This window comes from Micromonospora sp. CNZ322, assembly GCF_007827755.1.
In genome coordinates this window covers 42,079-63,976 of sequence record NZ_VITD01000003.1, presented here as the reverse complement: position 1 = coordinate 63,976, position 21,898 = coordinate 42,079, and the positions used below count along the sequence as shown (strand labels likewise).

The 21,898-nt window shown below is 71.0% G+C and carries 15 protein-coding genes; 6 read left to right on the top strand and 9 right to left on the bottom strand.

Annotated elements, in window-relative coordinates; translation table 11 throughout:
* The first annotated feature begins 117 nt into the window (after positions 1-117).
* The gene (locus tag FB453_RS08880) at positions 118-1,371 is read left to right on the top strand and encodes a phosphatidylserine decarboxylase (RefSeq protein ID WP_145789068.1); all 1,254 of its coding nucleotides are present in this window, start codon (positions 118-120) and stop codon (positions 1,369-1,371) included.
* A 56-nt stretch (positions 1,372-1,427) separates the two neighbouring features.
* Here FB453_RS08880 and FB453_RS08875 read toward each other — a convergent pair whose 3' ends face one another.
* The 3 genes from FB453_RS08875 to FB453_RS08860 form a co-directional block, all read right to left on the bottom strand.
* Positions 1,428-2,378 carry a CDP-alcohol phosphatidyltransferase family protein gene (locus FB453_RS08875; protein WP_124853388.1) on the bottom strand — a complete coding sequence of 317 codons (951 nt, stop codon included), beginning with the start codon at positions 2,376-2,378 and terminating at the stop codon, positions 1,428-1,430.
* A gap of 345 nt (positions 2,379-2,723) precedes the next feature.
* Positions 2,724-3,698: an NUDIX hydrolase gene (locus tag FB453_RS08870; protein ID WP_486480216.1), complete on the bottom strand. Its 975-nt coding sequence runs from the start codon at positions 3,696-3,698 to the stop codon at positions 2,724-2,726.
* Between the two features lie 755 nt (positions 3,699-4,453).
* The gene (locus tag FB453_RS08860; RefSeq protein ID WP_145789063.1) at positions 4,454-5,404 is read right to left on the bottom strand and encodes an NUDIX domain-containing protein; all 951 of its coding nucleotides are present in this window, start codon (positions 5,402-5,404) and stop codon (positions 4,454-4,456) included.
* A gap of 143 nt (positions 5,405-5,547) precedes the next feature.
* Between FB453_RS08860 and FB453_RS08855 the strand changes: the two genes are divergently transcribed.
* Entirely contained in the window at positions 5,548-5,916 is a 369-nt protein-coding gene (locus FB453_RS08855) for a PspC domain-containing protein (protein ID WP_145789061.1), read from the top strand.
* Positions 5,917-5,923: 7 nt separating this feature from the next.
* Here FB453_RS08855 and guaA read toward each other — a convergent pair whose 3' ends face one another.
* Positions 5,924-7,480: a glutamine-hydrolyzing GMP synthase gene (guaA, locus tag FB453_RS08850; RefSeq protein WP_145789059.1), complete on the bottom strand. Its 1,557-nt coding sequence runs from the start codon at positions 7,478-7,480 to the stop codon at positions 5,924-5,926.
* Between the two features lie 66 nt (positions 7,481-7,546).
* Entirely contained in the window at positions 7,547-9,244 is a 1,698-nt protein-coding gene (locus tag FB453_RS08845; protein ID WP_145789057.1) for a GMC family oxidoreductase, read from the bottom strand.
* A 145-nt stretch (positions 9,245-9,389) separates the two neighbouring features.
* Between FB453_RS08845 and FB453_RS08840 the strand changes: the two genes are divergently transcribed.
* The gene (locus FB453_RS08840; RefSeq protein ID WP_145789055.1) at positions 9,390-10,508 is read left to right on the top strand and encodes an LCP family glycopolymer transferase; all 1,119 of its coding nucleotides are present in this window, start codon (positions 9,390-9,392) and stop codon (positions 10,506-10,508) included.
* 7 nt (positions 10,509-10,515) lie between these two features.
* On the opposite strand, the gene FB453_RS08835 is transcribed toward FB453_RS08840, so the two are convergent.
* Positions 10,516-11,973, bottom strand: coding sequence for a M1 family metallopeptidase (locus FB453_RS08835; protein WP_145789053.1), 1,458 nt, complete (start codon positions 11,971-11,973; stop codon positions 10,516-10,518).
* A 110-nt stretch (positions 11,974-12,083) separates the two neighbouring features.
* On the bottom strand, positions 12,084-13,505 hold the full coding sequence (locus FB453_RS08830; RefSeq protein ID WP_145789051.1) for a M1 family metallopeptidase: 1,422 nt from the start codon (positions 13,503-13,505) through the stop codon (positions 12,084-12,086).
* Positions 13,506-13,827: 322 nt separating this feature from the next.
* Here FB453_RS08830 and FB453_RS08825 point away from each other — a divergent pair, with 322 nt between their 5' ends.
* Together FB453_RS08825 and FB453_RS08820 are read left to right on the top strand one after the other, a co-directional pair.
* Positions 13,828-14,943: a sugar phosphate isomerase/epimerase family protein gene (locus FB453_RS08825; RefSeq protein ID WP_145789049.1), complete on the top strand. Its 1,116-nt coding sequence runs from the start codon at positions 13,828-13,830 to the stop codon at positions 14,941-14,943.
* A gap of 215 nt (positions 14,944-15,158) precedes the next feature.
* Positions 15,159-18,476: a ThuA domain-containing protein gene (locus tag FB453_RS08820; RefSeq protein ID WP_186718167.1), complete on the top strand. Its 3,318-nt coding sequence runs from the start codon at positions 15,159-15,161 to the stop codon at positions 18,474-18,476.
* Positions 18,477-18,545: 69 nt separating this feature from the next.
* On the opposite strand, the gene FB453_RS08815 is transcribed toward FB453_RS08820, so the two are convergent.
* Both FB453_RS08815 and guaB read right to left on the bottom strand, forming a co-directional pair.
* A complete protein-coding gene (locus FB453_RS08815; RefSeq protein ID WP_112589254.1) occupies positions 18,546-19,664 on the bottom strand; it encodes a GuaB3 family IMP dehydrogenase-related protein in 1,119 nt (372 codons plus the stop codon).
* Between the two features lie 30 nt (positions 19,665-19,694).
* Positions 19,695-21,257 carry an IMP dehydrogenase gene (guaB, locus tag FB453_RS08810; protein ID WP_091406429.1) on the bottom strand — a complete coding sequence of 521 codons (1,563 nt, stop codon included), beginning with the start codon at positions 21,255-21,257 and terminating at the stop codon, positions 19,695-19,697.
* A gap of 186 nt (positions 21,258-21,443) precedes the next feature.
* Here guaB and FB453_RS08805 point away from each other — a divergent pair, with 186 nt between their 5' ends.
* On the top strand, positions 21,444-21,863 hold the full coding sequence (locus FB453_RS08805) for a DUF5319 domain-containing protein (protein WP_030337860.1): 420 nt from the start codon (positions 21,444-21,446) through the stop codon (positions 21,861-21,863).
* Positions 21,864-21,898 lie beyond the last annotated feature (35 nt).

Below are 21,898 nucleotides of genomic sequence, written 5' to 3'. Positions count from 1 at the left end.
GCGCGGACGGACGCATATGCTGGCTGGTGGAGATCTCGCCTCCGCCGGCCGGCCCGTCCCGCCCATGGCGGTCCCGCCGCGATTCCCGTCTCTACCCCCGTCAGGAGCCCGCCCGACATGACCCAGTCCCCCGCCGTGCGTACCACCGGCCGGTTCGGTCCGGTCCGCATCGGCGAGCGAGCCGCCCGTACCCTCGTCGCCGAGCTGGCCCGGATCAACGACCCCAAGGCCGCCCTGCTGGTCGGGGTGACCCCGGACTCCGCGGTGCTGGCCGCGGCGGTCGATGCGCTGCTCCCCGGTGACCGGCTCACCGTGGTGCCCGCCGAGCCGTTCGGCGCTGCGGCGCTCCGCGAGCACGTCACAGCCCAGGGCCGCTGGGTCGCCGACCGGGTGAGCGTCGTCGACTCGCTGGCCGAAGCCGAGGCCGCCGGGGTCGTCATCGCCGGTGAGGCGTTCACCGGCACCGCCGAGGCCACCCGCAACGGCGTCGAGGGGTTGGCGAAGTACCTGACCGACGGGGCGGTGCTGAGCGTGGCGACAGTCGCCACCCCCGGCCGGACCGAGGGTGCCGCCGCCGAACTGGCCCGGCAGGACGCCCTCTACGGCGTCGGCTCCGATCTGGTGCTGCGCAACTCGCCGCCGGTGCGGGTCTACCGACTGCGGTTCACCCCGGCCAGCCCGGCCACGGCCGACACCCTGGCCCCCGCGTACCGGCCGTCGAGTGTGCCGGTGACCCGGGGCATGCACATCGACTCCAACGGTGTGGCGGCGGCGGGCATCGCGCTGGGCCTCGCGGCGCTGGCCCGGGTGGCGCGTCCGTCGTCCAAGCTGTGGCTGCTGCCGGCCCTGGCCGCCGGGCCCGTCGCCGCGTTCTTCCGGGATCCCGAGCGGGACGTGCCGGAGGACCCGAGCGCCGTGGTCGCCAGCGCGGACGGCAAGGTCCTGTCGGTGCAGCGGCTGCACGACGAGCGCTTCGGCGACGGCGAGTGGCTGCGGATCGCGGTGTTCCTGTCGGTGCTGGACGTGCACGTCAACCGCGCCCCGGTCGCCGGCAAGGTGGTGGACTACTTCGTCGCCGATGGCGGCTTCGTCAACGCGATGAAGCCGGACGCCGAGCACAACGTGGCCGCGTACACAGTGCTGGACACCGCTCGCGGCACGGTGGTGGTCGCGCAGCGGACCGGGCTGATCGCCCGCCGGATCGTGCAGCGCGCGCCGATCGGCGCGCTGCTGGCCAAGGGCGAGCGCTTCGGGCTGATCCGGTTCGGCTCCCGGACCGACGTCTACCTGCCCGCTGAGGCCGCGGACCCGCTGGTCGGGCCGGGCGACAAGGTGGTCGGCGGGTCCACGGTCATCGCCCGCTGGCGCTGACCCGCAAACGAGTAACGGGGCGCCGCTTTCGCGGCGCCCCGTTCTGTCTGCTCAGATCAGGCGGTACGACGTTGCCGCAGCCAGAGAACCGGCCCGCTGACCAGGTAGCCCACCACGATCAGGGCGAACGTGAGCCGAATGTCGACCAGCGCGCCGATCACCGGGGCCAGCCAGAGCCACGGCGGCAGCTTCACCAGCCGGGCGAGCTTGGCGTACGGGAAGCTGGACACCATCGCGAAGGCCAGGAGCGCCACCCCGGCGACCAGCACGGCACCAGGCACCGGCAGGCCGATCGCCACCGTCACGGCGAGCACCGCGGCCGCCATGGTGGTGGGCACCCCGCAGAAGAACCTGCCGTCCTTCGGCGAGACGTTGAAGCGGGCCAGCCGAATCGCGGCACACGCTGCGACCAGGGCGCACGCCACCGCCGCCGCCGCCGTGGAGACGGAGCCGGCGAGCGAGGCGTAGACCACGACCGGCGCGGCGAGACCGAACGAGCACATGTCGGCCAGTGAGTCCATCTGCGCGCCGAACGGGCTGGCCACCCCGAGCCGTCGGGCCAGCGCGCCGTCCAGACCGTCGAAGCCGACGCACGCGATCAGGCAGAGCGCCGCCATGCGCACCTCGCCCTGCATGGCCAGGAAGATGGCCAGCATGCCGAGCATCAGGCTGGCCAGCGTGCAGGCGTTGACCAAGCCGAACTTCATCCGGCGCGCCATGGTGCGCTCGCCGGGGAGCAGCGGGATCGAGTGGGCCTCGTCGGTCTGCGTCATCGGCGGCATCGCCGGGCTGACCGGCATGACCGCGTCGACGTCGGCTCGGTCCAGGCCCAGTGTCGGGTCCACGCCCAGTGTCGGCCGGCTGAGCCGGTCCAGGCCGTAGCGACGGCGCTGCCGATCGGCGTACCGGTGCTCGGTCGGGGCCAGGTCGGTCGGGTGCAGGTCGCCGTCGCGGCGACCGACCCGGACCAACAGCACCTGGCGGGCGAACGTGCTGCTGCGGCGCAACCGGCCCGCCCAGCGACGCCCTGCGGGGCGCGGACTGTCAGTAGTACGACGCCGGCGCCATGGGGCTCTCGGCACGTTTCCTCCATCACCGGATCTGCTGACCGCCAAGCGGCGGGTGTCCGGCTGTCTCGTGCCGGACCTTGCATGGCCCGGCAGCCGTTTTGCGGAGTACACCATCGCATAGGGGAACATGGCTTGGCGATAGCTGCCGGCGGTACTTATATCTGGCTTAAACCGCTCGAACCGCTCGCTTGTTCCCATCCCGGGCTTCATCGCCCGTTTCCTCCATCATTCCCGCCTTTGACTGTACCGGAGGGTCACCAACTCGGCTCACCGAGCGGGGTGCTATCGGCCACTCTGTCCGATTGCCACGGCGGCGATGTCACTCAACGGCAGGTCAGTCGCCTCGTCGCGGGTGAACCACCCCGCCCGCGCCGTCGACCCTCCCGCGGACTCGGTGACCACCGCGTCGGTGGGTACGTCCACCAGCACCCGATAGATCACCCGTACGCCATGCCAGTCCAGAGGTCGGCCCTCCGGGCCCAGCGCGGCGGGATTGTGCAGATTGTTGACGCCGAGAAGCTCCACGACCCGACCCACCTGCCCGCCCTCCTCGACCAGCTCCCGCAGCAACCCGGTGGCCGGCTGCTCACCGTGATCGGTGCCACCGCCGGGCAGATGCCACAGACCCGCCCCCGGGTAGCCCTCTGCGATCTGGGTGAGCAGGATCCGCCCAGCGGGGTCGGTGACCAGCCCGTACGCCCCGAAGCGCAGCCGCCGGTCGGGGTGCTGCGGCGGGAACAGGTCCCACGACCGGTGCGCTGCCGGCGCCAGTGGGGTGACCGGCAGGCCGAGCGCCTCGGCGGTGAACGGGGTCAGCGGCAACTGCGCCACCTCCGCCAGCGAAAGCCAGCACACTTGATCAACCAGACCAGCCCCGACACCCCGCGACCCGCCCCCGGGCCCCGCGCTCTCAGACAGCGCGCCGTGGGGAGTGCTGAGCTCGAACAACAGCCGGTCGGTGTGCAGCGCGGCCTTGTCCTCCGCAAAGGTGGCCACATCGGCGACCACCGCGAGTAGTCGCGTCACCGCGACCGTCAGCCCGGCCTGCTCGGCGACCTCGCGGACCACAGCGCGCTCCGGGTCCTCGGCATGCCCGACGGCACCGCCCGGCAACCGCCAGACCCCGGGAAACTCACCCTCTGCCCCGTCCCGAACCACCAAGACCCGGCCCGAGTCCCGCAAAAGACCATAGACCCCTACTCGCCGCGCAAATTGCACCTTTGCTCGCCCCCGCTTCGCACCACAGCTATTGATCATGAAGTTATCGTCGTCCATCTCGCGCTCCGACAATAACTTCATGATCAACGCGAGGTAGCGCCTGGAAGACCCCAGAGCCTGGCGAGCCGGAGCATCCGGGGCAGCCGCCGCGTCCGGGCAGCCGGCCCTTGACGACGACCGATTAGGCTCGCAAAGACCCCTTCGGCCTGCTTTGCGACTCGGTCAACTTCACTCCATTAGCCCTCATTGTGGAGCCCAATCGCGTCACAGGGGCCGAGACAAGCGGTGATCAACTCGGGTTCACGGAAGGCGCGGTATTCCAGCACCCGGGATACCGCGCCTTCAAGGAACCCGAGTGGATCACGGGGTGGGCCCTGGGCGGCGCGCCGAATGCCTGGCCGCGACGCCCGCGGCACCCTGCAGCGGGTTGTCCCGAACTCAAGATCGCGCAATATCCAGGATGCAGTGGCATCGGCGCGTCGGTGAAGCCACTACATCCTGGTTCGAGCACGATCTTGGCGCGAGGCGCGAGGCGCGAGGCGCGAGGCGCGAGGCGCGAGGCGCGAGGCGCGAGGCGCGAGGCGCGAGGCGCGAGGCGCGAGGCGCGAGGCGCGACGCCCGACGCCCGACGCCCGACGCCCGACCGGCGGCGCGAGGCCCGAGGCGCGGTGCCCAGCCGGCGGCCCAAGATCCGAGGCCCGAGGCCGCGAGGCCCGGCCGGCGGCGCAACGCGCGACGCGCGAGGCCCCACGCGACGGCGCGGTGCGCCGCTGGGCCCTGCGGACTGGGCCGGGTCAGGTGAGTTGGGCGGCTTGGACTGCTTCGGCGGTCACCTCGGTGAGACGGTCCGTGGGGAGGGCGCCCAACTCCTCGCGGCCGAACCAGCGGGCCTCGCAGGTGGAGCCACCCACGTCAGCCACGGTCAGTGGGTTGGGCTGGTCGACGACGACCCGGTAGAAGGCGCGTACGCCGTGCCAGTCGATCGGGTAGCCCTCGGGGCCGAGTGAGGCGGCGTCACGGTGGCTGGCGACGCCGAGCAGCTCGACGAGGCGGCCGGCCTGGCCGGTTTCCTCGATCAGCTCTCGGATGAGTGCCGCGCCGGGCTGTTCGCCGTAGTCGGTGCCGCCGCCGGGTAGGTGCCAGCAACCGGCGCCGGGGTAGCCGTCGGAGATGCGGGTGAGCAGCACCCGGCCGGCGGGGTCGGTGCAGACCGCGTACGCGGCGAAGCGCTGGGCTCGGTGCAGCCCGTCGGGGCCGGGCACGGCGTAGAAGGAGGGGAACTCGGGTGCCTCGTCGGGCACCACGTCGGCCGAGGAGGCGGGCAGCCCGAGGGCGCGTGCGGTGAATGAGCGCAGCGGCAGCTCGCGCGCCTCGTCGAGGGTGTACCACCGGGCCAGGTCGGTGGGGCGCTCGCCGACCCGGTCGGCGAGGGTGCCACCGCGCACGACCACCCGGTAGATCAGCCGGTCGGTGTGGATGGTGATGCCGCGGTCCGGGAGTGCCCGCATGTCGGCGAGCACGTCGACCAGGCCGGAGACGGCGACGGAGAGGCCGGTTTCGGCGGCGGTCTCGCGAACGACTGTGTGGTTCGGGTCCTCGCCGTGGTCGACCGCCCCGCCGGGCAGCGACCACGCGCCGGGGGTGCCGGAGCGCTCCGATGCGCGGACCAGCAAGACTCGGCCGCTTGAATCAGCACAAACTGCGTATGCCGCGATCCTGCGGAGCGGCTTGAGCAAGGTGGTCACGGAAGCAAATTCTCCCCGGGCCGGGTTACCGGAACGGAAAAGAGTCGGATTCCTGACTATCTGGCCCCGGTCAGGGATTGGTCAGGGTAAGGATCCGGGCGGTCACCGAGGGCGGGCCGGGCACCGGCGCGGACCGTGGGGGTATGACATCGACCACCGCTCCCCGTGCCCCGTACAAGCAGCTTCGGCGACCCACCACCGACCGCATGGTCGCCGGGGTCGCCAGCGGCGTCGGCCGCTACTTCGCCGTCGATCCCACAGTGGTCCGCGTGATCTTCGCGGTCACCGGCCTGCTCACCGGCGGGCTCGCGCTGTTCGCGTACCCGATCATGTGGTTCCTGATGCCGGAGGAGCCCAGCGGCGCGCCGGCCTGGCCGCACGCCGCGGGCGTCGCGCCGCAGAACGGCCCGCCGCCCACCGCCGGGCCCGCGCCCGGCGGGCCACCGCAGGGGTACGCCCCGACGCAGCCCTACCCGCCGACGATCCCGTTCAGTCCGCCGCCGGTGGCCTGAGCGGCGCTCACTCCCACTCGATGGTGCCCGGCGGCTTGCTGGTGACGTCCAGGACCACCCGGTTGACCTCGGCGACCTCGTTGGTGATCCGGGTGGAGATTCGGGCCACCACGTCGTAGGGCAGCCGGGACCAGTCGGCGGTCATCGCGTCCTCGCTGGAGACCGGGCGCAGCACCACGGGGTGCCCGTAGCTGCGCCCGTCTCCCTGCACGCCGACGCTGCGCACGTCGGCGAGGAGCACCACCGGGAACTGCCAGACACCCCGGTCGAGGCCGGCGGCGGTCAGCTCCTCGCGGGCGATCAGGTCGGCCTGGCGGAGCAGGTCGAGGCGCTCCTGGTCGACCGCGCCGATGATGCGGATGGCGAGGCCGGGACCGGGGAACGGGTGTCGCCAGACCATCGCCTCGGGCAGGCCCAGTTGGAGGCCGAGCGTCCGGACCTCGTCCTTGAACAGGGTGCGCAGCGGCTCGACCAGCGCGAACTTCAGGTCCTCCGGGAGGCCGCCGACGTTGTGGTGGCTCTTGATGTTGGCGGTGCCGGTGCCGCCGCCGGACTCCACCACGTCGGGGTAGAGGGTGCCCTGGACGAGGAACTCGACGTCGCCGTGTGCGGCGATCTCGCGGGCCGCGGCCTCGAAGACCCGGATGAACTCCCGACCAATGATCTTGCGCTTCTGCTCCGGGTCGGTCACCCCGGCGAGCGCTCCGAGGAACCGGTCGGTGGCGTCGACCACCTTCAGCTTGATGCCGGTGGCGCTGACGTAGTCCTTCTCCACCTGCTCGGCCTCGCCGGCGCGCAGCAGACCGTGATCGACGAAGACGCAGGTGAGCTGGTCACCGACGGCCTTGTGCACGAGCGCCGCGGCGACCGCCGAGTCCACCCCGCCGGAGAGGCCGCAGATGACCTCCTTGTCGCCGATCTGGGAGCGGATCCGGGCGACCTGCTCGTCGATGATGTTCTCGGGCGTCCAGGTCGGCTCGATGCCGGCGATGTCGTAGAGGAAGCGGGTCAGCATCTCCTGGCCGTGCGCGGTGTGCCCGACCTCCGGGTGGAACTGCACGCCGGCCCGACGGCCGGCCAGGTCCTCGAATGCGGCGACCGGCGCGCCCGCAGACTCGGCGGTCACCGTGAAGCCCTCGGGCGCCTCGGTGACGCAGTCGCCGTGGCTCATCCAGACCGGCAGGTCCGCGGGCAGGTCACGCAGCAGCACACCGGGGTCGAGGAGGCGGGGGCGCAGCGGGGTGCCGCCGTACTCACGGTTGCCGGTCCTGGTGACCGTGCCGCCGAGCGCCTGAGCCATCGCCTGGAAGCCGTAGCAGATGCCGAAGACCGGCACGTCGGCGCTGAAGACGCCCGCGTCGATCTGCGGCGCGTCCGGGGCGTAGACGCTGGCCGGACCACCGGAGAGGATGATCGCGGCGGGGTTCTTCGCCAGCATCTCGGCGATCGGCATCGAGTGCGGCACGATCTCGGAGTAGACCTTCGCCTCACGGACCCGGCGGGCGATGAGCTGGGCGTACTGGGCTCCGAAGTCCACCACGAGGACGGGGCGAGGCAGGCTCATGTGCACGAAGCCTACCGACAGTCACGGCCGCTGCCGGCACCGGCTCGCCGTGGCGGCCGGCGGGGTTCAGGAACGCAGCGCACCCGGGGCGTCCGCCGGGACCGCCGGGTTCTTCGGGGGTACGGGCGACAGCCGGCGGTACGGGGAGCCGAGCGTCGGGCGGGGGTCCTTGTCGCCCTTGTTGGGCCAGAAGGACATCGCCCGTTCCGCCTGTGCGGTGATCGTCAGGGAGGGGTTCACGCCCAGGTTGGCCGAGACGGCCGCGCCGTCGACCACGTGCAGCCCGACGTGCCCGTACACCCGGTGCCAGGGGTCGATCACCCCGTCGGCCGGGGTGGCCCCGATGACCGCCCCGCCCAGGATGTGCGCGGTCATCGGGATGTCGAAGGGTTCGGTGAGTGAGCCGCCGGGGGTACCGCCGATCTCGTCGGCGAGCATCCGGGCGGCGGTGTTGCCGGCTGGGATCCAGGTGGGGCTGGGCGTGCCGTGGCCCGGGCCGGTGACCAACCTGCGGCCGAGCGGGCCACGCCGCCACCGGGTGGTCAGCGAGTTGTCCACTGACTGCATGACCAGGGCGATCACCGTCCGTTCCGACCAGCCGCGTACCGACAGCATCCGCGCCGCCAACCGGGGCTGCCGCACGATGCTGCCCAGCCAGCGGCGTACCCGGTGCGGGCCGCCGTCGACCAGCAGCGACTGGAGCAGCCCCATCGCGTTGGAGCCCCGCCCGTAGCGGACCGGCTCGATGTGGGTCTGCGGGTCGGGGTGGAACGAGCTGGTGATGGCCACCCCCTCGGTGTAGTCCAACCGCTCGGACCGGGCCCGTTGGCGGGGCACCGAGGCACCGAGGATCGCCTCCGAGTTGGTGCGGGTCAGCTCGCCGAGGCGGGACGAGAGCCCGGGTAGCGCACCGTCGGCCCGCATCGCGTGCAGCAGCCGCTGGGTGCCGAGCGCCCCGGCGGCGAAGACCACCTGGTCGGCGTGGATGACCTGCCGACCCTTGCGCAGCCAGGCGCCGGTGCGTTTGGTGTGCACCTCGTACCCGCCGCCGTCGGCGGGCCGGACGGCGGTCACTGTGGTCAACTGGCGGACCGTGACCCCCAGCCGTTCGGCGAGCCAGAGGTAGTTCTTGACCAGCGTGTTCTTCGCCCCGTGCCGGCAGCCGGTCATGCACGATCCGCAGTGCAGGCAGCCGGTGCGTTCCGGGCCGGCACCGCCGAAGTACGGGTCGTCGACCCGCTGGCCGGGACGGCCGATGTGCACGCCCACCGGGGTGGCGTGGAAGGTGTGCCCCACCCCCATCCGCTCGGCCACCGCGCGCATGGCGCGGTCCGCGCCGGTGTGCATCGGGTACGTGGTGACGCCGAGCATCCGTTTCGCCTGGTCGTAGTGGTGGGCCAACTCGTCGCGCCAGTCGGTGATGTCCCGCCACTGCGGGTCGCTGTAGAAGGCCGGCAGCGGTTCGTAGAGGGTGTTCGCGTAGACCAGCGAACCGCCGCCCACCCCGGCGCCGGAGAGCACCAGCACTCCGCCGCCGGATCGTCTGTCGGCCGGGCGGAGCAGGGTGAGCCGTTGGATGCCGTAGCAGCCCAGCTTCGGTGCCCAGAGGAACCGGCGGACCCGCCAGGACGTCCGCGGGAACTCGTCGTCAGCGAAGCGGCGGCCGGCTTCCAGCACCGCGACCGAGTAGCCCTTCTCGGCCAGTCGGAGCGCGGTGACGCTGCCGCCGAAGCCGGACCCGATGACGACCACGTCGTACCGCATGGACGCATCATTACTCGCGAGTAGCGCTCGCGCCAGCGGCACTTTTCGCGCGATCATGCTCCGGCCGACCGACCCGGCGTCTCCCGGCCGCAACCCGGAGCACCCGTCGGAGCGTTGTTCACCAGACGGGTGGAAGGAATCCAGGATGGTTCTCGGGTCGATGGCTCCGCGCCGACGGTGGCTGCTGCTGGGGTTGGCGGCCCTCGCCGTCGTCGCGCTGATCGCGGCCGGCACTGTGGTGATCACCCGGCTGACCGGGAACGACAAGCCGGGCGGCCCTCCGGTGGCCGGCTCACCGACTCCGTCACCGGTCGGCACGCCGACCCCCAGCCCCAGCGGTCCACCGCCGGGCGCGGACATCACCGGCCCGCTCAACCTGCTGCTGGTCGGTGTGGACACCCGGGTCAGCGTGCCCGGCTGGGAGCCGCACTCGGACGCCGTGCTGGTGCTGCACGTACCCAAGGGGTTGGATCGGGCGTACCTCTTCTCGCTCCCCCGCGACCTGGTGGTGGACATCCCGGCGTTCCCGAAGGCCGGCTACAAGGGCGGCAAGACCAAACTCACGCACGCGATGAGCTTCGGCAGCCGGGTGCCGGGCAAACCCAAACAACCCAGCACCCCCCAGGGGTACGAACTGCTGCGCAGCACGGTCAGCGGTTACACCGGGCTGCGCATCGACGCCGGCGCGGTGCTCACCTTCAACGGGTTCGACCGGCTGGTGAACGCCCTGGGCGGGGTGGACATCTACGTCGACCAGCGGGTCGAGTCGCTGCACCGCCGACCGGACGGCAAGTACCGGGAGAGCGCGCCCGGCGGCTACAAGGGGCCGCAGCAGGTCTACGAGAAGGGCGAGCGGCACCTCAACGGCTGGCAGGCGTTGGACTACTCGCGGCAGCGTTACATCACCGGCGGTGACTACGCGCGGCAGCGGCACCAGCAGCAGCTGATCCGGGCGATGACCCGCAAGATCCTGGACGAGGGCCTGGCCCGGCAACCCGAGCGCGTCGACCAGGTGGTTTCCGCGCTGGGCGACACGCTGGTCTACGTGGGCGGGCGCCGGATCGTCGACATCGCGTACGCCCTCAGTGGCCTGCCGGAGAACCGTTTCACGCTGGTCGGGCTGCCCGGCTCCGGTGTCGGCAAGGGCAGCGCCTACCGGGGCGAACAGCTGACCAGCGAGGGCCGGAAATTCCTCACCGAACTCCGCGCCGGCCGTGCCGACGCCTACCTGGCCGCCCACCCCGCCCTGGTCGTCAAGAACTGACCGCCGCTCAGAGCCGCTTGGGCAGGGCCGGCTTCTTGGTGCCGTAGAGCCAGGCGTCGAAGATCGCGTCGAGCTGCTTGCCGGAGATCCGCTCGGCCAGGGCCACGAACTCGGGCGTGGTGGCGATGCCGTCGCGCTTCTCCGCCGCCCAGGTCTTGAGGATCTCGAAGAACGCCTTGTCGCCGACGGTCACCCGGAGGGCGTGCAGGGTCATCCCACCGCGCTGGTAGACCGACTCGCTGAACAGCTTCTCCACGCCCGGCTTGCCCGGCGGCGTCCTCCACACCTGCGCGGACATCTCGGCGTACCGCCTGTCGAACGCCTCCTTGGCGGTGTACGCCTTGGTGTGCTCGGCCCAGAGCCACTCCGCGTACGTCGCGAAGCCCTCGTTGAGCCAGATGTCCTCCCACTTGGCCAACGCGACGCTGTCGCCGAACCACTGGTGCGCGAGCTCGTGGGCGACGACCTCGGTGTTCTCGCCCTGCCGGAAGAAGCTCGCCGCGTAGACCGGTCGACTCTGCGTCTCCAGGGCGTAGGAGATCCGGCTGTCGGAGATCACCACCCCGCCGTACGCGTCGAACGGGTACGGCCCGAACACACTCTCCAGGTAGTCGGCCACCGCGACGGTCTGCGCGATCGACGCGTCCGCGTTGCCCTTGGCCTCGGTGGTGGTGACCGCGTTGTAGACCGGACGGCCCTTGTGCTCACCGGTGGTGATCCGGAACTTGCCGATCACCAGGGTGCTCAGATAGCTGGCCATCGGCGACTTCTCCGACCACTTCCAGGTGGTCCAACCGCCCGTGCTGGTCTTCCCGCCGGGAACGCCGTTGCTGATCGCGGTCAGGCCGTCCGGGACGGTGACCTCGAAGTCGTAGGCCGCCTTGTCCGACGGGTGGTCGTTGACCGGGAACCAGGTGCTGGCCGACTCGGGCTGACCGAGCGCGATGGCACCGTCGGCGGTGTGCAGGAAGCCGCCGTCACCGAGCGTCTCGTTCTTCAGCGGCTTCGGCTTACCGGCGTAGGTGACCTCGGCGACGAACCCGTTGCCGTTGATCAGGCCGGAAGCCGGCTTGATCACCAGCTCGTTCCGCTTGCGGCTGTGGGTCGCCGGTACGCCGTCCACTGTGACGGCGCTGACGGTCAGGCCGGCCAGGTCGAGGTTGAACGTCGACAGGTCGGCCGTGGCGGTGGCCCGCACCGTGGTCGTACCCGTCAACTGGTCCTTGGCCGGGTCGTAGCGCACCTTCACCGTGTACCGCCCGACGTCGTAGCCGCCGTTGCCGTAGGTCGGGAAGTAGGCGTCGCCGACCCCGTCGGCGCCCGCTGTGAACGTCCGCCCCGGCGTGGGGGACGCGCTCGGTGGTAGGGCCGTCTCCGGGCCCGCCGAGTCGCATCCGGACAGTGCGAGCGCACCGGTCACCAGCAGGCCGGCAGCCACTCGCAGTCTGTGCCGCGTCCCCCGCATCCCACACCCTTTCCGCACGGTGGCCGGTCACGGCCTCCGCCGTCCCGCACGAACGGGCGCCTACCCGCCGTTCGCAGGCGGCAGCATATCGACCGGGCGGCGGGGTCGGGTCACGGCAGTGTGGGGGCCGACCCACCCACCAACCAGGCGTCGAAGAGGGGACGCAGTTGCCGCTCGGCGACCCGCTCGGCCAGCGCGACGAGGTCCGCGGTGGTCGCGTTACCCGCCGCCCGCTCGGTGGTCCAGGTACGCAGGATGCGGAAGAAGAGGTCGTCACCGACGGTCCGGCGCAACGCGTGAACGGCGAGCGCCCCGCGCTTGTAGACGGCCGAGCCGAACATCTGCTCCCGGCCCGGCTCGACCGACGGCTGCGTCCAGTCGGTCGCCGCGTACTGGATCTCGAAGTTGCGCTGGGCGGTCCGGCCGCCGTCGTGCTCCTCCCACAGCCACTCGGCGTAGCTGGCGAAGCCCTCGTTGAGCCAGATGTCGCTCCACCTGGTCAGCGACACGCTGTCACCGAACCACTGGTGCGCCAGCTCGTGCGCGACGACGCTCGGGTTCGGCCGGTCGTCCGCGAAGAAGCCGGGCCCGTAGACCGGCCGGGACTGGGTCTCCAGCGCATACCCGATCCGGTCGTCGGCGATCACGATCCCCCCGTACGAGTCGAACGGGTACGGGCCGAAGCGGCTGGTCAGGAAGTCGACGATCGCGCCGGTGCGGGCCAGCGAGGTGGCCGCGCCGCCGGTCGCCGGCAGGCTCGCGGCCACCGCCGTGACCATCGGCCGGCCGGCGTGCGTGCCGGTCACCACCCGGTAGTCACCGATCACGAGCGTGCTCAGGTAGCTGGCCATCGGGGCGCGCTCCGACCAGCGCCAGGTGGTCCAGCCGTCGGCGCTGCTCTTTGGCCCGGGTACGCCGTTGCTCAGCGCGGCCAGGCCGTCCGGGACGGTCATCGCCAGGTCGTAGGTGGCCTTGTCCGACGGGTGGTCATTGACCGGGAACCAGGTGGCGGCCGAGTCGGGTTGGCCGAGCGCCACCGCGCCGTCGGCGGTGTGCAGGAAACCGCCGCTGCCCAACGCCCCGTCGTCGACGGCCGTGGGGACTCCCGCGTACTCGACCGTCACTGTGAACTGCCGACCGCGCGGCAGTCCGTCGCGGGGGGTCACCACCAGCTCGCCGTCGCCGCGCCGGTGCTCGGCCGGCGCGTCACCCACGCTGACCGCGCTGACCTCCAGGCCGACCAGGTCCAGGTTGAACCGGGACAGGTCCTGGGTGGCGGTGGCCGTGATGACGGCTCGTCCGGTCAGCCGGTCGGTCGACGGGTCGTAGCGGACGTCGAGGCCGTAGTGCCCGACGTCGTAACCGCCGTTGCCGTGCCCCGGCACGTACGGGTCGCCGACGTCGGCGGCGCCGGGCCGGAAGCCGTCGCGGTCGCCGGTACAACCGGTGGCGGCCAGCCCGATCGCGCAGGCCAGCGCGGCGACGACGGCGGCCAACCGACTGCCGGCCGATCTCCGTCCGGTCCGGACCATGCACACCCCCTGCGGTACCTCCGGTCAGGAAGAGCGTAGTCAGCGCCACCGGCCACGCAGCCTGTATCGACGATCATCAGTGACTTTCGTTGAATCAAGCAAAAGTTACCGTCGATCGATGCTTTCTTTCGACTTAGACCGACGTTAGTGTCTGTCTCCAAGATGTAACGTGCTCGGCACATTCAAACCGATCACGGTCGGGACGACACCCTCCGTCCTGGCCCAACACACGCAACGGGCGCTCGGCGGCGCCCCGCGACCGGATCTCGTCGCCCTCTGCTGATCGTCATCGACGGCAACCGCCGTCGCGAAAGGTGGAACCATGCCAGACCACACCGCCCCCGACGCCACCCCCACCGGCCGGCTCAGCCGCCGGTCCCTGCTCGCCGCCTCCGCCGGGGCCGCCGCCGCGATCGGCGCGGCCGGCCTACCCGTCCTCGCCACCGGCACCCCGGCGCTCGCCAACCCCGGCAACGCGAGCAAGCTGCGGGTCGAGCCGCTGATCCCGGCCAAGAACCGCGGCATCATCCTCTACAGCGTCCGCGACCGGATCACCGCCGCGCCCGACGACAGCGGGGTGCCGTACGGCTTCGAACGCGTCCTCGCTCGACTCGCCGAAATCGGCTACAAGGAGATCGAGTTCGCCGGCTACACCCAGAGCACCGAGATCCTGGGTCGGCAGATCACCCCCGCCGAGATCCGCAAGATCCTCGACGACAACGGTCTGGTTGCCAACGGCACCCACGCCTCGATCCAGCCGGCCACCTTCCAGCAGCAGTTGGACATCGCCGAGGAACTCGGCATGAAGAACATCGGCACCGGCAGCGACCCGACCAGCAGCGCGTACAAGGCCGAGTGGGACGCCGCCGCGGACATCTGGAACGAGCTGGGCCGGCAGGCCCGAGCCCGGGGCATGCGGCTCTACACGCACAACCACGACGCCGCGTACAACTTCCTGATCGACCGGGGCCCGCGCGACGCCCAGGGCCGGCAGACCCGGTCCTCCGGCATCCGCCGACTGGAGTACTTCTTCGAGATCACCGACCCGCGGTACGTCTTCTTCGAGCTGGACATCTACTGGGCCTACGTGGCCCGCTACAAGCACCAGAAGTACGTAAACCCGGCCGGCCAGGAGGTGACCGACCTGTTCGACCCGATCCTCACCGTGGCCGACCGGACCACCCGGTTCCCGCTCTTCCACGCCAAGGACGGCGACCGGGACACCAGCGTTCCCAACGGTTACCAGATGACCCCGCTGGGCGACGGCGACCTCAACTTCCAGCAGTTCTTCCAGACCATCGGCGAGCGCAACTTCCACCACGCCAACTGGGAGATGGACACCGCCCCCGGCGGCGCGGACAACAAGGGGCAGTCGCTGGACTTCGCGGCGACCAGCTACCGCAACATGTCCGACCTGACCATCTACGTCGACAAGTGATCCCCCGGCGCGACCGGTGTCCGGCGGACACCGGTCGCTCCCCCTCCGCCGGCCACCACGCCGGCTCTCGGTGACGGGACCGATCGACACCGGCCCCTTCACCCCGCGCCTCCCGTACGGCGACGGGACGCGCCCGGTCCATCCCCCACGCAGACGTGCTGCCGGCCCTCCACGGGCTGGGGATGCCGCGCGTCTGCCGACCACCGGAGGAACCGATGCCCCGACCGACCGGACGACGATGGTTCGCCGTCGCCGCTGGACTGATCCTCACCATCCCCCTCACCTCCGCCGTCCCCGCGACCGCCGCACCGACAGACGACGTGGCCCCGACCACGCCGACCGTGGCGGAGAACGGACCAGCCGCGCTGCGGTCGACCGCACGTGCCCCGCAGACCTACCGGGTGCTGGTCTTCACCAAGACCGCCGGTGAGCGTCGCGCGTCCATTCCCGACGGCGTCGAGACCATCCGGCAACTGGCCCAGGCGAATGACTTCACCGTCACGGTGAGCCGGGACGCCGCCGTCTTCACCGCCACCGAGCTGGCGAAGTACCGTGCTGTCGTCTTCCTCAACACCACCGGCGACGTGCTCAACGCCAGCCAGGAAGCCGCCTTCGAGGCGTACGTCAAGGCTGGTGGCGGTTACGTGGGCGTGCACGCGGCGGCCGAGACCGAGCCGGACTGGGCCTTCTACCAGGACCTGGTCGGCGCGAAGGTCGCCGGCGCCTCACCGGCCGTCCGTGGCGTGGTGGACGTGGCCGACCGGGCCCACCCGGCCACCGAGACGTTGCCTCGCACGCTCACTCTCACCGAGGAGTGGTACAACTTCAGCCGCAACGTCCGGGGCACCGCGCACGTGCTGGCCACTGTCGACGAGAAGACCTACGCCGGTGGCGCGATGGGATACGACCACCCGGTCACCTGGTGCAAGGACCACCAGGGTGGCCGCTCCTTCTACACCGGGCTCGGGCACAGCATCGAGACGTACCGCTCGGCGAGGTTCCGCGAGCATCTGCTCGGCGGTATCCAGTGGTCCGCCGGCGTGGTCGAGGGCGACTGCGGCGCCACGGTGCTCGGCAACTACGAGAAGGTCACCCTCAACGACGACCCGGGCGAGCCCATGTCGCTGGCCGTGCTCCCCGACGGCCGGGTGCTGCACAACACCCGGGGCGGTGAGGTGCGGCTCTACGACCCGGCCACCGGCGCCAGCCCGGTGATCACCACAGTGAACGTGTACCAGCACGACGAGGACGGCCTCCAATCGGTGGCCATCGATCCGGATTTCGCGACCAACAAGTGGGTCTACATCTACTACGCGCCGAGGCTGAACACCCCGGTCGACGACCCGGCCACTCCCGGAGTCAACGAGGGCGACGCTCCCGCCACCTCCACCGACCCCACCGTGTGGAACAAGTTCAAGGGCTACAACCAGCTCTCCCGGGTGAAGCTGGTGGACTCCCCCACCCCGCACCTGGACATGAGCACCGAGCAGCAGATCCTCCGGGTGGACGTGGACCGCGGCATCTGCTGCCACGTCGCCGGCGAGATCAAGTTCGACGGCAGAGGTCTGCTTTACCTGATCACCGGGGACGACACCAACGCTGGTGGCTCCGACGGCTACACCCCGATCAACGAGTCACCCACCCAGGGCCCCGGCTACGACGCGCAGCGCTCTGCCGCCAACACGAACGACCTGCGCGGGAAGCTGCTGCGAATCAAGGTGCGGGCCAACGGCACGTACACCGTCCCCAACGGCAACCTCTTCCCCGAGGAGAACGACACCGCCGGGAAGACCCGGCCGGAGATCTTCCTGATGGGGTTGCGCAACCCCTTCCGGTACGACGTGGACGCCAAGGGCATGGTCTACGTCGGCGACTACTCGCCGGACTCCCGCGTCCCCAACGCCGCCCGGGGACCCGACGGCACCGGCCGTTGGTTCGCCACCAACAAGGCCGGCAACTACGGCTGGCCCTACTGCTACTCACCGAGCCTGCCGTACATCGACTTCGACTTCGTGGCCCGCACCTCGGGAGCCCCGTTCAACTGCGGCGCCCCGGTCAACGACTCACCGCGTAACACCGGGCTGCGGGTCCTGCCGAAGGTTGAGCAGCCGCAGTTCTGGTACACGTTCGACGCGCGTACCCCGTGTGCCGGGTCGTACCTGGAGACCCCGGCGGCCGGCTGCGACTTCAAGTGGCCGGTGATCGGCACCGGCGGCGTCGGCCCGATGGGCGGCCCGATCTACTCGTACGATCCAGCGTCGACGTCAGAGGTGAAGTTCCCCGAGTACTACCAGAACGCGGTGGTGTTCGGTGAGTTCACCCGAGACAAGATGTTCATGATGCGCACCGACGGCCGGGGCACCCTGACCGGCGTCGAGCAGTTCCTGCCGGGCGTCGTCTTCGACAACCCGATGGACATGGAGTTCGGGCCCGACGGCTCTCTCTACCTGCTGGAGTACGGCGACGGCTTCTTCCGCGCCAACCCGGACGCACAGCTGTCCGTGATCCGGTACGTCAAGGGCAAGCGGTCTCCGGTGGCGAAACTCGACGCCACCCCGACGTCGGGAACCGCGCCGCTGACCGTGCGGTTCTCCTCAGCGGGCAGCTACGACCCCGACCCGGGCGAGTCCATCTCGTACGCCTGGGACTTCACCAGCGACGGCACCGTCGACTCGGCCGACCCCAACCCGTCGTTCACCTACTCCGCCAACGGGACGTACACCGCGAAGCTGACGGTGACCGACTCCAGCGGGAAGACGGCGGTCCTCACCAAGGAGATCGTGGTCGGCAACACCGCGCCCACGGTGACCGTCACCTCCCCGGTTTCCGGCAGCTTCTTCACCTGGGGCGAGACCGTGCCGTTCACCGTCACGGTGACCGACCCGGAGGACGGGCCGGTGGACTGCGCACGGGTGACAGTCACCTTCGTCCTCGGCCACGACAGCCACGGCCACCCGGACAGCTCCACGACCGGCTGCACCGGCATCCTCGCCACCCCCGCAGACGGCGGCGACCACGCCGGTGGCTACCTGTACGGCGGGATAAGCGCCTCCTACACCGACCTCGGCGGTGGCGGCCAGGCCGCACTCACCACGGTCGGCCAGGCGATCATCCAGACCCCTCGTCAGCAGGCCGAAAACGCCCAGGTGAGGCAGGGTGTGGAGGTGGCGACCACCGGCGACACCGGCGGCGGCCAGCATGTCAGCGGCATCGACCCGGGCGACCACGTCGCCTTCGACCCGATCAACCTGGGCGGGGTGTCCACCGTGACGCTGCGGCACTCGGGAGGCTCGGCGGCCACCGCCGGCACCCCCCGAGCCGGGGTGGAGCTACGACTTGACTCGCCGACCGGTCCGGTCGTCGCCACGGCGGCGCTGAACGCAACCACGGGCAACTCCGCCTTCACCAGCACCACCGTGCCGGTGGACCAGCCCGCCGGAGCGCACCGGCTCTACCTGGTCTTCACCGCCGTACCCGGCGGCCCGACCAGCGGCCTCGCCAACCTGAACTGGGTCGAGTTCACCGAGGGCTGACACCCCCGGTACGACGGAGGCCGGCCCCGCAGTGTTGCGGGGCCGGCCTTCCGGCGTCTGACGGATCGGTCAGCGGTCGAGGACCAGACCGACCTTCTGGAACTCCTTCAGGTCACGGTAGCCACACTTGGCCATCGCCCGACGCAGCCCACCGAACAGGTTGAGCTGGCCGTCGGCCTCGTCGGCCGGCCCGAAGAGCAGCTGCTCCATCGACCCGAGCGGCTCACCGGAGACCTCGAAGGCACCCCGGGGCAGCGACGGGTGGCTCGCCGCCGAGTGCCACCAGGCACCACCGGCGGGGGCCTCGTCGCAGAGCGACAGCGGCTCACCGAGCATCACCGCGTCCGCGCCGCAGCCGAGCGCCTTGGCGATGTCGCCCGAGGTCTGGATGTCACCGTCGGCGATCAGGTGCACGTACCGGCCGCCGGTCTCGTCCAGGTAGTCACGGCGGGCCGCCGCGGCGTCGGCGATCGCGGTGGCCATCGGCACCCGGATGCCCAGCACCGACTCGGTGGTCGACCACTCGTCGCCACCGATGCCCACGATCACGCCGGCCGCGCCGGTACGCATCAGGTGCAGCGCCGTCTTGTAGTCGGTGCAGCCACCGACGATCACCGGCAGGTCGAGGTCGGCGATGAACTCCTTGAGGTTCAGCGGCTCATCGGTGGTCGACACGTGCTCGGCCGAGACGATGGTGCCCTGGATGACCAGGATGTCCACTCCGGCGTCCAGGATCACCGGCGCCAGCGCGAGGGTGTGCTGCGGGGAGACCCGCACCGCCACCGTGCTGCCACCGGCGCGCAGCTCGCGGACCCGCTCCGCGATCAGGTCCGGGCGGATCGGCTCGGCGTACACCTCCTGGAGCCGCTTGGTGGCGCGGGCCTCCTCGTCGAGGCCGGCCAGCTCGTCCAGCACCTTGGTCGGGTTCTCGTAGCGGGTCCAGAGCCCCTCGACGTTGAGCACGCCGAGGCCGCCGAGCTGACCGAGCCGCACCGCCGAGGCCGGGCTCATGGTGGCGTCGGAGGGGTGGCCGACGCACGGAATGCCGAACGGGTACGCGTCGAGCTGCCAGGACGTCGAGACGTCGTCGACGTCCCGGGTACGGCGGCTCGGCACGATGGCGATGTCGTCCAGGTGGTAGCCGCGCTGCGCGGTCTTGCCCAGCCCGATCTCGACCACGTCACGCATGGGGGACTCCAGGTGGTTGGGGGTGTTGGATCAGCGGGTGTGGTAGTTGGGCGCCTCGACGGTCATCTGGATGTCGTGCGGGTGGCTCTCCTTCAGACCAGCCGCGGTGATCCGGATGAGCTGGCCCCGGCGGTGCAGATCGGGGATGTTCTCCGCACCGGCGTACCCCATGGCCAGCCGCAGCCCGCCGACCAGCTGGTGGGCGACCCGGGACAGCGGCCCCCGGTAGGGCACCTGACCCTCCACGCCCTCGGGGACCAGCTTGTCGTCGCTGAGCACGTCCTGCTGGAAGTAACGGTCCTTGCTGTACGACTTGGCCTGACCCCGGGACTGCATCGCGCCGAGCGACCCCATCCCGCGGTACGTCTTGAACTGCTTGCCATTGACGAAGATCAACTCGCCGGGGCTCTCCTCGCAGCCCGCCAGCAGGCTACCGAGCATCACCGTGTCGGCGCCGGCCACCAGGGCCTTGGCGATGTCGCCGGAGTACTGGATGCCGCCGTCGCCGATCACCGGCACGCCGGCCGGACGGGCGGCCCGGGCAGCCTCCATGATCGCGGTCACCTGCGGCACGCCGACCCCGGCGACAATTCGGGTGGTGCAGATCGCGCCCGGCCCCACGCCCACCTTGACGCCGTCGGCGCCGGCGTCGACAAGCGCCTTCGCGCCGGCGTACGTGGCCACGTTGCCGCCCATAATGTCGACCGTCACGTCGGCCTTGAGCCGGCGGACCATGTCCAGCACGGCCCGCTGGTGACCGTGCGCGGTGTCCACGATCAGCACGTCGACGCCCGCGTCGACCAGGGCACGGGCCCGCTTGTACGCGTCCTCGCCCACACCGATGGCGGCGGCGACCCGCAGCCGGCCGGCGTCGTCCTTGCTGGCGTCCGGGTACTGCTCGCTCTTGGTGAAGTCCTTGACGGTGATCAGGCCACGCAGCCGGCCCGAGTCGTCGACGATCGGCAGCTTCTCGACCTTGTGCTGACGCAGCAGCGCCAGGGCGTCGTCCTTGCTCACCCCGACCCGCGCGGTGACCAGCGGGGTGTGGGTCATGATCTCGCGAACCGGAGTGTTCGGCTCGGAGACGAAGCGCATGTCCCGGTTGGTGACGATGCCGACCAGCTGGCCGTCGCCGTCCACCACCGGAACGCCGGAGATGCGGTAACGCCCACACAGCTCGTCGACCTCGCGCAGCGTGTCGTCCGGGCTGGCGGTCACCGGGTTGGTGATCATGCCGGACTCGGAGCGCTTCACCAGGTCGACCTGGAGGGCCTGGTCCTCCAGGGAGAGGTTGCGGTGCAACACGCCGATGCCGCCCTGGCGGGCCATGGCGATCGCCATCCGGGCCTCGGTCACCGTGTCCATCGCGCTGGACAGCAGCGGAATGGACAACTCGATGTTGCGGGTGAGCTTCGTCCGGGTGTTGACCCGGCTGGGCACCACGTCCGACTCGCCCGGCTGGAGCAGCACGTCGTCGAAGGTGAGGCCGAGCGGAACCACCCGGGCGGAGCCGGCCGGCAGCTCGGGCAGGTGGCCGCCCAGGTCGGCGTGCTCGACGCCGGCCGGAAGATCGGTGCTGGGCGAATTTTCCACGATTGCTCCCCTGAGCTGCTCGGATGGGCTTCAGCGAGGTGGCGCGGGCGGGCACCGGAGCGCGCCACGATGCCGGCACGTCGCCTCATCGTACCCAGTGAGCTGGGCGACCCGTCCGTGGCAGGCCGGGCCGGCGCGGAGGCCGGGGGGCGGACGTTCGCACCGCGTTGGGTCTACGGTGAGGGGGTGCACGACGAGCCCATCGACCCGTTCAATGGCGACCCGGCCGATCCGACTGCGGGTCTGGATGACCCGGGCGATGACGCGACGCCGGATCCGCTGACCGACGTCGAGCGGCAGGATGTGCTGGAAGACCTCGCTGACCTGGAGATTTACCAGGCCCTGCTGGCCCCGATCGGGGTTCGCGGGCTGGTGATCGAATGCGAGGACTGTCGCGAGCCGCACTACTTCGACTGGGACCTGCTGCGCGGCAACCTGCGGCACCTGCTCAACTCGGGCCGCCCCCGGGTGCACGAACCCGCCTACGACCCGGACCCGGACCACTACGTGACCTGGGACTACGCCCGGGGGTACGCGGACGGGGTGCACGACACCCTGTCCGAGGGCACCGAGGACGAGCCGGGCGCCCCGACCGCCACCAAGTGACACCACCGCGCAGCTGCGCGGCGTACCCCTGCTCT